Below are 11,090 nucleotides of genomic sequence, written 5' to 3'. Positions count from 1 at the left end.
GACTACGCTCGGCAATGCACCCATCAACTGGAAACCGACGACTCGCACAGCGACCGGACCGAATGAAGGGGGCGGCCCACGACAACGTTGTCACCGCATTGGTGACTGTATCCGAAGAGACCGCAGGACGTCAACGAATATGCGCCAGTACCCGACGATTCAGAATTTGATAACGCTGTCACGGATCGGATTCAGCGTTAGCCGCGGCTCGCGCTGCCGAACGGCCCTAGCGCTAGCGCTGTCGCGCGGCCTCGAAGGTGTGGCGGGAAGTCGAAGTTAGGAATCCACTGCACCGGCGCCCCCCCTGCTCGGGATGCACGTTGACCGGCTTGGATCCTCTTGCGTGCTCCTGCGAGGGACGGGCGCGGGCTCGCAGCTCCATCTGACTCGACCCGGAGGATGTCTTCTCGAACCGTCCGCGTGCAAGCAAACGGGGCGATGTCGCTGCCGGTGCCTACCGCGACGGTGATGTGCCAGGCGGACTGCCGAACAGCGAGTCCAGGCGTTCGGCACCGCGGCGAGCGGCGTCTGATCTCGCCCGACTGTATCTCTCGGTCATTTGAAGTGTGGAGTGGCCCATGATCGCCTGAACGTCGTTCGCGGATGCACCGCCATCGAACAGAAGCGTTGCGAGCGTGTGCCTGAGGTCGTGGATCCGGTAGTCGTCGCGGTCGAGGAGTTCTTTCATGGCATCCCACTTGACCGCTCGTCGCACGTTTGATCCGTTGATCCGTCCCCCGCGCGGACCGGTAAAGACGAGTGCAGAACGAGCTTTGCCCTCCATCGCCTCCAGCAGGTGCGGTACCAGTGCGGCGGGGATGGGCACATCGCGTTCCTTATGGCTCTTCGGCGTGTACTCCTGGATCTTCCCTTCGAGATTCGTGCTGAAGCTGCGGTGCACGTGAATCGATCTGGACGCGACGTCAACGTCGCCGACTTGGAGGGCGGCGGCCTCGTTGGCACGCATGCCGGTGTAGATGAGCCCCGCCAAGTAGTTCCGGTAAGGTCCGGGCGGCACCGCGGCGAGCACGGCAGGTACCTCCGCAGCGGTCAGCGCTCGCGAGCGCAAGTTGAGCTGCGGCTCCGGAACGGGGCGGCGCGCGAGCTGAGCTGGGTTCGCCGGGATGATCCGAGCCCTCACCGCGCCCTTCAGAAGCCTGCTCAGAACCGCGAGCGCGTCGATCTTCGTTGAGGCGCTTCCGTCCCACTCGCTGAGTGCCTGTTCGACGTCCCCTGCCGTGATCGACTCGAGCTTTCGGTGCCCAAGCCACGGCTGCACGCGGAGCCGCCACCCGCGTTCATACGCACGGACGGTCGACGGCCGGACGCTGTCTCGAATGATTGGCCAGTACCGCGTGTGCCAATCGTCGAGTTTCATTGAGCCTTCGGGAAATTGCTTCGCTGACTGGTCAGCGCGCAGCGCCTTTGCTTCCTTCAGGGTGCCGACGAGAGTCGTTCGCTCCCTCCACTCGCCGTCCCGGCCCACTCCCCACACGCGGACTTGGTATTTCCCTCCGCGGTCTGCGCGGTAGCGGATACCGTCGGGGAGCGACCGTCGCGTCCTCGGGTCGAGGCGAGATGTCTCCGGATCAATGGGCATTTCGGGTTCCGCCAGCCTCGAGGAAGTCTTCAAGCGTGGTGCGCTTCCAGAGCATGTGCTTCCCCATCTCCGCATCGGGGTGGGGGACCTGGTTGCGCCGCCGCAGCGAATCGAACGTCGACATCGGCACGCGGCAGTAGGCAGCAGCTTCGCGGCGGTCGAGATAGGCGGATCGGCCGGTGAAGTCCAGCACGTCGGGCAGCGGGTTTGCTTCGAGCGTCATTGCGGACTCCTCACGATCAGAGAACGCGGGAAGAGATCCCGCGGTGACTGCTGAGGGCGAAGGTCGGCGCAGAGAGAGCGCAGGTTCAGTGAGACGGAGGAGGCATGGCGCGCGTCAGTCATCCGCCTGTCGGCCGGCGGTGTAGCTCATGCCTTTGAGATAGCCCGCGGATCGAGCTTTGCCGATCCAGTCACTTGCGGTGCGGTGGGGTACGCCGAGTTCGACCTGCACGAACTTCGTCGGGGGGAGCCCGGCGAGGGCGGAGGCGCCGTAGAGGATCTGGATGACTTCCATGCGGTCCGTCTTCGACCCACGCTTGACGACTTCGGCAGCCAGCCATTCGGGGATGATGCGCCCCTCGGTGGCGGACAGCTCCGCGACGGTGAACCAGCCGTGCTCGAGGCGGACAGAGACGCAGTGCGGGATGGCTGCTTGCAGGATCGCTTGCGGCGCGGTGTGCCGGATCGCGATCTCGTCGAATCCTTTGCGGATGCCGCGGTTGACGATGGTCGAAACGATGTAGCGGCCCTCGTCGGCGTCGTACACGGCTTCGAGCGTCGTTTCGATGCCGGCATCGTCATCGACCGTGGTGGCGGTGAATCCGGGCGCGATCCGCAGTGCGGAACCGACGGGGCTTGGAGTAGATCGAGTCGACCAGCGCGTCGACCGCGGCGTGCGCCTCGCGCAGGTCGTCGGGCATCTTGTCCGGGTCGTAGAGCTCGGCGAGCGTTCGCTCGCAGTGGTACTCGCGCACATCCAGGATGCGGAACGCTGCGATCGTTAGCTGTTCCTTCACCGCATCCGACAGCGGCGGGACTGGGAAGTTGTTGTAGACGATGTAAGCGCCGTAGCGGTAGTCCGTCTTCATTCGGCCGCCGACTGCTGCGAGCCACGCGATGTGAATCTGAGACGTGAGGAGCGCGAAGATCCACGGTTCCGCGTCGTAAACGGCGTTAGCGGCATCGGAGATCACTGCGTTCTCTCCGAGATAGCCGATCGGTACATATTTGCGGCGCGCCGAAGACACCCGCGGCACGATGATCGATTCGGTTGCCTTGTACGCAACCTGCTTAAACCGGTTGGGGAACGAAGCGAATGCACGGACTCCGGCTTCATCGCGACCTGCTCGCCACTCGCTTACCGCATCGAGTCGAGTCGCGATCGGTCCGACCTGTCTCGCCGAGTTCAGTTCTGCGTCTGAGACCCAGACGCAGAACCGCTGGATGTCGTTGATGAACTCGGCTGATCCGACGTACTGCTTGAGGTACTTGTCCGACTCAGGGTCCGCCTCGAGCGAATGGTCGCGCTCTGCCGCGTCGAGGATTAGGTGCCCGCCATCCTTTGGCATTGACCCGAGGACCATGCGAGGTAGAGAGGGACTGAGCACTCCTGCCCGGCGATAGATGAATACCGAGGAAGCATCAGCCAGGTACCCGTTGATGTTTTTCGCTTCGATCTGCAGTCCGTCTGTGAAGATGAACTTCTGCCCTGGCCGCGCAGCGCGGAGGTTGATCACCGCAACCGTGACGCCAGCATTGTGTTTGGCGTTGTTCTCCCACTTGAAGGACGTGTACGCGTACCCGATTTCGAGGCCCTTGGCGAAGATCATCGGGAACATCAAGCCAACATGCTCGCCCTGGGCAACCGAGTTAGTTGTGACGAATGCCAGCTCCGCGCGCGTTCCTTCGATGTAGTCAGCACCTTTGATGAACCATAGCGCGATGTAGTCGAGGTCCTTCGAATAGGGTCGGGTCCCGAACACGAAGGGGTAGTCAGCCTTCATCTCCTTGCCCTGCGACTTGCCGCCCTTATACGGCGGATTGCCAATTAGGTAGATCTCACCGCCGTCGTTCGGGCAAACCTCGTCCCAGTCGTCGCGCGTCGCGTTGCCCTGCTTGACTTGGCCGGTTTCCTTCAGTGGGATCAGCGGGATTAAGACGCCGAACTTGTCCTTGAACTCAGAGTTCATCTGGTGCTTGGCGATCCACAGCGACAGGATCGCGACCTCGACGGCGAAGTCGTCGATCTCGATGCCGAAGAAGTTCTCAATGTTGATCTTCGAATCCGCGAACAGCACGCGGCGCCTCTCGTCCAGCTCGGTGAGGCGGTCGAGGATCGCGTGCTCGAGTCGGCGCAGCTCCTTGTACGCGATGACGAGGAAGTTCCCCGAGCCACATGCTGGGTCGAAGACCTTGATCGCGCTGATGCGCTCCAGGAGGGCTTCGAGCTTCTTCACCGAGTCGTGGCTGGCATCCAGTTCGTCTTTGAGCGCATCGAGGAACAGCGGCTCGATCGTCTTCAGAATGTTCGGCACCGAGGTGTAGTGCTGGCCGAGGTCACTGCGCTTTCCGGGGGTGACGATCGCCTGGAACATCGAGCCGAAGATGTCGGGGTTGATCTCGCGCCAGATGAGCTTGCCAGCGTTGATCAGTTCATCGCGGGCGACCTTCGTGAACTGAGGCACGACGAACCGGCTGTCCGTTCGGAAGAGCCGCCCGTTGACGTAGGGGAATGCCGCAAGGTGGTTCGGCTTGCCTGCAGTGCCCTCCGTGTCGAGCGCCAAGAACAAGTCGGCAAGGAACTCATTGGTGTCGGAACCGTCAGCCAGCGTGTGCGATCCAACGGCTTTGGTGAACTGGTTCTCCGCGAAGATCCCGGTGTCCTCGGCGAAGAAGCAGAACAGCAGACGCGTGAAGAAGAGGTTCAGCGCGTGTCGTCCGTGCGGCTCCTCCAGCAGGCCAGGGTTGGCGTGGAGCAGTTCGTCAAATAGCTTGCCCATACGCTCAGCGGCTTTGACGTCGGCGTGCGCTTCGGCGACGTACTGGGCCTTCTCCATGCCAGCCCAGGGGAGGAAGAACGTGAAGTGCTGGTTGATGTCGCGGATCGGGAAGCCGATCGTGTCGCCGGTCTGAGTGTCGTGCGCGACCAGCTCGCCGTAGTCGGTGACGATCACGAAGCGCGTGCTGAAGCGCACTACATCGGACGAGGTCTTCAGCGCCTCGAGCGCCTCGAGTGGGTCGCCGGTGGTCTCCTTGAAGTAGACAACCTTCTTCTGCGCGACCTCGGTCGCGGGGTCGGCAGCGACGTTGAGATCGCCGGTGCGGAGCCGCGTGACGCTGCTCTGCGGCTTCCCGTACGCAAGGAGCAGGTCGAAGATGAACTCGCGGTCGTAGCTCTCGCGACCAGCCAGGGGCGCGACGCGCTCCTCGACGGCCTTGAGATTGAGTCTCGCCATGACAATCCCCGCTCTCATGCCCACTGTCCCAGGGGAAGGCGAATCCCTGCATGAGACAACACCACCATCCTCGGGTTGCTCGCCAATCCTATCGACGCCCATCAACCCCGCCGAGCGTCGACGAGGCGTGCCGCCGATGACTCGGCGTGACTCGCGTTCTACCGGTCGTTTACATCGTGGGCGTGCGTCTCACACGGCGTCGTCAGACTGATCATGCTTGGTTGTCGTCCCTCAGCGTTGTCTGCCGTGCGAGGCGCGATCTCTTCGAGGCTGGAGGCGCTTGCTCTCGTCCCGTTTGTTCCGGGGCACGGTTCGGCGGTGCGTTCGCAGCGGTGCAGCCTACAAAGATGTCGTCAGCACCATCGATCGCTGAGGCCCTGGCTGAACGTCAAGCCCGTCGTGGAAGGTGGTGGGTCCTGAGGTCTCCCAGACCGACTGCAGTACCAGCCTCTGCCTCAGTTGCTGCGGAGATGTGCCTTGCTCAGCCGCGACTCGCACAGATAGAAATGCCCGCGCATCTGCGGGAATCGCGCTTGCTACACAGCCGGTGGACACTGCCAACCTATCGAGGAGGCGGGTAACCAACCCTCGCGGGAAGGGGTGAGTCCGCCGGAGGAGTGCCGGAACAAGGCGCGGAGCTGGCAAGAGCATCAGGACTCGGACACGAAGGAGGGGGAGGAGCCGATGGTTCCTCCCCCTCCCGACTTCGCGCGTCTTAGTGGCGCGGCGTCACCGCCGGCGGCGTTGCCGCGCGCCCCGCTTCGTCGGTAAGGTCGGCTTCGACCTCACGGGCCTCCGGCGTGTTCGTGGCGGCGGCGAGTGCCTTGTCTCGGGCGCGGAGCACGAACGTCAGCACGTACAGCACCGCCACCGAGGCGATGAGCCCGACGATGATGGCGACCTGACCACCGGCGGCCGACAGCCCGCCGAGGATGAGCCCGAAGACGCCGTAGTCGGCATCCGAGAATGTGGCGTTGGCGAGCCCGACATTTCCGAGGACGGGCAGGAGGAACAGCGGCAGGAAGCTGATTGCGACGCCGTTCGCGAACGCGCCGAGCATAGCGCCCCGGCGTCCGCCCGCGGCGTTGCCGATGACGCCAGATGCCGCGCCGGTCATGAAGTGTGCGACCACGCCCGGAATGATGACGGCCGTTCCCATTGCGACCATCGCCGCCATGCTGACGATGCCGCCGACAAAGCTCGCGAGGAAGCCGATGAGGACGGCGTTCGGCGCGAAGGTGAAAACGATCGGCACGTCGAGTGCGGGCTTAGCGTTCTTCACGAGCTTCTCCGAGATGCCCTTGAAGGCCGGGACGATCTCGGCAAGCACGACACGCACGCCGGCGAGGATGATGAAGACGCCGGCCGAGAAATTCGCGGCAAGCAGCAGCAGATAGACAATGAAGTTGTCACCGTTCGACAGTTCGTTCTCGATGTACGGTGCTCCCGCGAACAGACCGACGATCACGTAGATCACCGCCATGGACAGCGCGACGATTACGGTCGTATCGCGAAGGAATCCGAGACCCTTGGGGAAGTTCATCTCCTCGGTGGACTTGGACGTGCCCTTGCCACGCGTAATCAGCGCGACGAGGCCGCTGAGAGCGATTCCCGCTCCGCCGGTGTGGCCGAGGGCGACGTCGTCGGTGCCGGTCACGCGCCGCATGAACGGCTGGACGAGGGCGGGGGAGACCACCATGTATACGCCCTGTGCGATCGAGCCCCACAGGACGACGGCCCACGGTGCGAATCCGGCGACACCGAGGATGACGGCGAACATCGCGGCGATGTAGAACGCGACGTGCCCCGAGAGATAGATGTACTTGAAGCGTGTGGTCGCCGCGAGGGCAATGTTCACGATCATCCCGAAGAAGAAGATCAGCGCGGCCGCGGAACCGTAATCCAGGAGTACCTGCGCGACGATGGCCTCGTTGTTGGGGACGACGCCCTGCACGTTGAACGCGTGCTGGAACATCTCGCCGAAGGGGTTCAGTGCGGTGACGACGACCCCAGCGCCGGCGGCGAGCACGAGGAAGCCGACGAGTGTGCGAACGGTGCCCTTGAGCACGTCACTGAACGACTTGCTCTGCGCTGCGAGCCCGATCAGCGCGATGAGGGCGACGATGACCGCAGGTTTGGTGAAGATGTCCAGGAGGACATCGATGACAGCATCCATGATGGTTTCCTTTCAGTACCTTCGCCCTGAGGACTAGGCGGTGTGGCCGTGTCGGGCGGCAGCGTCGCTGACCTTGGCACGGAGTTCGTTGATGTCGATGATGTTTGTGAGGACGACGACGTCCCCGAGCCCTGCGGCGGCCTCGGCGAGGTCGCTGCCGACGAAGACGGCGTCGGCTGAACTCGGTGACACGGATCCGAGGTCGGCGTGATCGACCTCGATGCCCGAGATTCCGAGCTCCTTGAGGACCTTCTCGATGTTCATGTGGACCATGAAGCTGCTACCTAGTCCGGTGCTGCACACCGCGAGGAACTTCGTCATTCTTCGTCTCCTGTCTTGAGAACCGCCAATGCCTCGGCGGGGGTTCGGGCCGCGAGAAGGGATTCCCTCGTGGCGTCGTCGGAAAGCAGTTTGCCGAGTGCGGCGAGGGCTGCCAGGTGGCTGGAGCTGTCCGCTGCGGCGAGGCAGAAGAACAGGGAGATCGGATGGGCTGGTTCGTCGTTGAGCAGGACCTCTGGTTGAACCCATAGCGCGCTCAGGCCGGTGCGGTTCACACCGTTCTCCGGGCGCGCGTGCGCTAGCGCGATGCCAAATCCGAGATCGATGTAGGTGCCGCCGGCCGCGATGGATTCGAGCATCGCCTCGACGTAGCGGCGGGAGATCGCTCCCGAAGCGAGGAGCGGGGCGGCGACGTCCTCGATGGCATCACGCCATCCGGCGATGTTCGTCTCGAACAGCAGAGTGGCTTCGTTCAGGTGTTCGGTGAGCATGGCTTTCACGCTTCCTTCGGGGTGGGTCCCGCCATGCGCAGGCTCAGGTCGATCTCGCTGTTCTCAGGCGTATGGCGAGCGGTGCCAAACGCGACGGGGACGTCATCTTCGGTGAATACGGTCGATGCGATGCTGAGCAGTCGCAGTCCGGGCTCGACGGAGAGATTCATCGCGATCTCGGGTGACGCCTCCACGACCCGCACGGTGAGGTCGTTGCGGGCGAGGACAATGCCGTACTGATCGTGGAGGTAGTCGTAGAGCGAGCCCTCCGTCAGGTCGGTGGTTAGAGTCCCGGGGAAGCGCGCGTACGGGAGGTGTGTGACGACGTACTGATGGAGCTGGCCGTTGACGTAACGCAGCCGCACGAGTTCGACAACGCTGTCACCCATCGACAACTCGAGCAACCGTGCGACGTCCGCGGTTGCCGGTACCAGCTCCTGGCGGAGCACGCGAGTGGTGACTGTGTGGCCTGCCGACGTCTGCTGTCGGTGGAAGCCCGTCACCACGTCGGCGAACCGCTCGGGGTAGTGCACGCCCGGCTGGGGTGCGGAGACGAAGGTGCCCCGTCCGTGCTCGCGAGTAAGTCTGCCGTCCTGGACCAGTCCGTCAACGGCGTGGCGCAGCGTGATCCGGCTGACGCCGAACTCTTCGCACAGCACTGGCTCGGAGGGCAGCCGGTCGCCGACCTGCATCTCGGAGATCCGGCGAAGCAGACTGCTTCGCACGGCGACGTACTTGCTCGTCCCGGCGTCGATGCTCATGGCGGGGCCTCCATTCGTCTCTGAATAAGTCGTTATGACGACATGTTGACATTGATCTCGAGGGAGCGCAAGTACCTCAGGAAAACAGGCTCTTGGTCGACAAAGTCATCATGACGTTATAACCTGTTGGCGATCAAGGGAGCCCCATCATGTCATCCACGCAACCCGAAGTCCTGCTGCAGCACGCGTCCGAATCAGTCGATCACCGCGCGGTCGTCGCCGCCCGGCTGCTCGCCGCCGACGCTGTGGAGCGCGCGAGATCGGGCCACCCGGGAACGGCGATCGCCCTCGCTCCGGTGGCGACACTTCTGTTCCAGAAGCACCTCCGGCATGACCCGACCCGGCCGGACTGGGCTGGGCGAGACCGCTTCGTCCTGTCGTGCGGACACGCGAGCATTCTCCTGTACACGCAACTCTTCCTCACCGGCTACGACGTCACACTCGATGACCTGAAAGAGTTCCGCACCTTGGGCTCGCGTACGCCGGGGCACCCGGAGTACGGCCACACTGCGGGCGTCGAGACTACGACCGGTCCGCTCGGGCAGGGCCTCGCCACCGCGGTCGGGATGGCCATGGGCTTCGCCCACGAGCGGGCGACGTTTGACGCCGACGCCGCACAAGGTCAGTCGCCGTTCGACCGTCGCGTCTGGGTCCTCGCCTCCGATGGGGACCTGCAGGAGGGGCTCTCGTACGAGGCTGGCGCGCTCGCCGGCCGGTTCGGGCTGGACAACCTCACGGTCATCTACGACGACAACGACATCCAGATCGAAGGGGGCACGGCGCTCACGAGCGTCGAGGACGCGGCCGCGCGCTTCGGCGCTCAGGGCTGGCACGTCGATCGCGTTGAACTCGCAGCGGACGGAGACGTAGACGTCGACGGCCTCGATCGGGTACTGAGCGCCGGGGGGCCGGCGGGAAAGCCGCGCCTGGTGATCCTCAAGTCGCAGATCGCGTTCCCCGCGCCCACCGCGGTCGGCACGGCCGGCTCGCACGGCGCCCCACTGGGCGCGGCGGAGATCGCCGGGCTGCGCGATGCGATGGGCGTTACCGACGCTCCCTTCGAGATCGCAGACGAGGTGCTGTCATACACGAGGTCCGCAGTGGATCGTGGCGTGAGCGCGCGGCTGAGGTGGGAGGACAGGTTTGAGGAGTGGGCTTCGGCCGACGCCGACCGCGCGGACGCGCATCGCCGCTTCACGGAGCGGACGCTGCCCGAGGGCCTGCTGGCTCAGTTGCCCGTGTACAGCTCTGGCGCGTCGGTGGCCACGCGAGATGCCTCCGGTGCTGCCATCCAGGCCATCGCCGCTTCCGTCCCCGCGCTGTGGGGCGGATCGGCCGATCTGGCAGAACCCAACCGGACCGAGATCAAAAACGGTGGTTCATTCCTTCCGGAGATCTCAGGGCTCGGGGACCGCGCCGGGCGGAACATCCACTGGGGTGTTCGCGAGCACGCGATGGCATCGGCGATGAACGGGATTGCTCTGTCGGGCGGGTGGCGGATCTTCGCGGGAACCTTCCTCGTGTTCAGCGACTACCAGCGCCCCGCGATCCGCCTTGCGGCGTTGATGGGCCTACCCGTTACCTACATCTGGTCGCACGACTCGGTCGCCCTCGGGCAGGACGGTCCCACTCACCAGCCGATCGAGCACCTCGCCAGCCTTCGCGCGATTCCCGGCTTCTCCGTCGTGCGTCCCGCTGACGCCAATGAGACCGTCGCCGCGTGGCACGCGATCCTGCACAAGGATGGGCCGACGGGGCTCGTGCTCGGCCGACAGGGCGTCCCCGTGCTTCCATTACCGCTAGACCGCGTGCGAAGCGGCGTAGAACGCGGCGCGTACGCCGTGAACGACGTCGCCGACCCGGACGTGATCGTGATCGCCACCGGTAGTGAGCTGGCGCTCGCGCTCGAGGCGGCCACCGCCAAGGCTGCTGACGGACTCAAGGTGCGCGTCGTGTCCATGCCCAGCCGCGAATGGTTCGCGGCCCAAGATGCGGCGTACCGCGAAGAGGTGCTTCCGGAATCCGTCACGGCCCGCGTGATCGTCGAGGCCGCCGCGAGCTTCGGGTGGCACGACATCGCCGGACGCGACGGCCTCATTGTTGGCATCGACGAGTTTGGTGTATCTGCTCCAGCCGACCAGGCGCTCGTCGCGCGCGGGATGACACCAGCACGTGTTCTCGCCGCGATCGACGAGAGCGTCCGGCTCGCCGACCGGTAGCCGCGGGGGCTTGAGTGTGGCGCCCTTCTAGCGCGGACCGCGCAGGGGTTGCCGGCGTTTGTGGTGGCGGCACCGAGAAGTGCAAGGCACCCCGTCGCTAGACCAC

General features: G+C 64.5%; 9 protein-coding genes. 1 reads left to right on the top strand and 8 read right to left on the bottom strand.

Features of this window, described 5'->3' with window-relative positions:
* Positions 1 to 454 precede the first annotated feature (454 nt).
* The 8 genes from BGO46_RS12130 to BGO46_RS12095 all read right to left on the bottom strand — a co-directional run bounded on the left by BGO46_RS12130 (position 455) and on the right by BGO46_RS12095 (position 8,765).
* Positions 455 to 1,600 carry a site-specific integrase gene (locus BGO46_RS12130; RefSeq protein ID WP_292674109.1) on the bottom strand — a complete coding sequence of 382 codons (1,146 nt, stop codon included), beginning with the start codon at positions 1,598 to 1,600 and terminating at the stop codon, positions 455 to 457.
* Positions 1,590 to 1,823 (bottom strand): hypothetical protein, encoded by a 234-nt coding sequence (locus BGO46_RS12125; protein WP_292674110.1) that lies wholly within the window; start codon positions 1,821 to 1,823, stop codon positions 1,590 to 1,592. The genes BGO46_RS12130 and BGO46_RS12125 overlap by 11 nt, the downstream gene beginning before the upstream one ends.
* A 114-nt stretch (positions 1,824 to 1,937) precedes the next feature.
* Complete coding sequence (locus tag BGO46_RS12120; protein WP_292674112.1) at positions 1,938 to 2,369, bottom strand: hypothetical protein; 432 nt, start codon at positions 2,367 to 2,369, stop codon at positions 1,938 to 1,940.
* Positions 2,370 to 2,400: 31 nt separating this feature from the next.
* Positions 2,401 to 5,058 (bottom strand): DNA methyltransferase, encoded by a 2,658-nt coding sequence (locus BGO46_RS12115; RefSeq protein WP_292674115.1) that lies wholly within the window; start codon positions 5,056 to 5,058, stop codon positions 2,401 to 2,403.
* A 715-nt stretch (positions 5,059 to 5,773) separates the two neighbouring features.
* Positions 5,774 to 7,234 (bottom strand): PTS ascorbate transporter subunit IIC, encoded by a 1,461-nt coding sequence (locus BGO46_RS12110; RefSeq protein ID WP_292674118.1) that lies wholly within the window; start codon positions 7,232 to 7,234, stop codon positions 5,774 to 5,776.
* A 33-nt stretch (positions 7,235 to 7,267) separates the two neighbouring features.
* Complete coding sequence (locus tag BGO46_RS12105; RefSeq protein ID WP_292674119.1) at positions 7,268 to 7,555, bottom strand: PTS sugar transporter subunit IIB; 288 nt, start codon at positions 7,553 to 7,555, stop codon at positions 7,268 to 7,270.
* A complete protein-coding gene (locus BGO46_RS12100; RefSeq protein ID WP_292674122.1) occupies positions 7,552 to 8,004 on the bottom strand; it encodes a PTS sugar transporter subunit IIA in 453 nt (150 codons plus the stop codon). Before BGO46_RS12100 ends, BGO46_RS12105 begins: the two co-directional genes overlap by 4 nt.
* 5 nt (positions 8,005 to 8,009) lie before the next feature.
* Positions 8,010 to 8,765 (bottom strand): GntR family transcriptional regulator, encoded by a 756-nt coding sequence (locus BGO46_RS12095; RefSeq protein ID WP_292674125.1) that lies wholly within the window; start codon positions 8,763 to 8,765, stop codon positions 8,010 to 8,012.
* Positions 8,766 to 8,914: 149 nt separating this feature from the next.
* Between BGO46_RS12095 and tkt the strand changes: the two genes are divergently transcribed.
* The gene (tkt, locus tag BGO46_RS12090; protein WP_292674128.1) at positions 8,915 to 10,984 is read left to right on the top strand and encodes a transketolase; all 2,070 of its coding nucleotides are present in this window, start codon (positions 8,915 to 8,917) and stop codon (positions 10,982 to 10,984) included.
* Positions 10,985 to 11,090 lie beyond the last annotated feature (106 nt).

Origin of the sequence: Microbacterium sp. 70-16 (assembly GCF_001898315.1) — a bacterium.
Classification (GTDB): domain Bacteria; phylum Actinomycetota; class Actinomycetes; order Actinomycetales; family Microbacteriaceae; genus Microbacterium.
Note: the sequence above shows the minus strand (reverse complement) of the source record. Positions and strands in the feature narration are given on the sequence as shown.

Bases quoted from the DNA above. Each gene is read 5' to 3' on its own strand.
- BGO46_RS12130 (WP_292674109.1), bottom strand. From the start codon at position 1,600: ATGCCCATTGATCCGGAGACATCTCGCCTCGACCCGAGGACGCGACGG.
- BGO46_RS12125 (WP_292674110.1), bottom strand. From the start codon at position 1,823: ATGACGCTCGAAGCAAACCCGCTGCCCGACGTGCTGGACTTCACCGGC.
- BGO46_RS12115 (WP_292674115.1), bottom strand. From the start codon at position 5,058: ATGGCGAGACTCAATCTCAAGGCCGTCGAGGAGCGCGTCGCGCCCCTG.
- BGO46_RS12110 (WP_292674118.1), bottom strand. From the start codon at position 7,234: ATGGATGCTGTCATCGATGTCCTCCTGGACATCTTCACCAAACCTGCG.
- BGO46_RS12105 (WP_292674119.1), bottom strand. From the start codon at position 7,555: ATGACGAAGTTCCTCGCGGTGTGCAGCACCGGACTAGGTAGCAGCTTC.
- BGO46_RS12100 (WP_292674122.1), bottom strand. From the start codon at position 8,004: ATGCTCACCGAACACCTGAACGAAGCCACTCTGCTGTTCGAGACGAAC.
- BGO46_RS12095 (WP_292674125.1), bottom strand. From the start codon at position 8,765: ATGAGCATCGACGCCGGGACGAGCAAGTACGTCGCCGTGCGAAGCAGT.
- tkt (WP_292674128.1), top strand. From the start codon at position 8,915: ATGTCATCCACGCAACCCGAAGTCCTGCTGCAGCACGCGTCCGAATCA.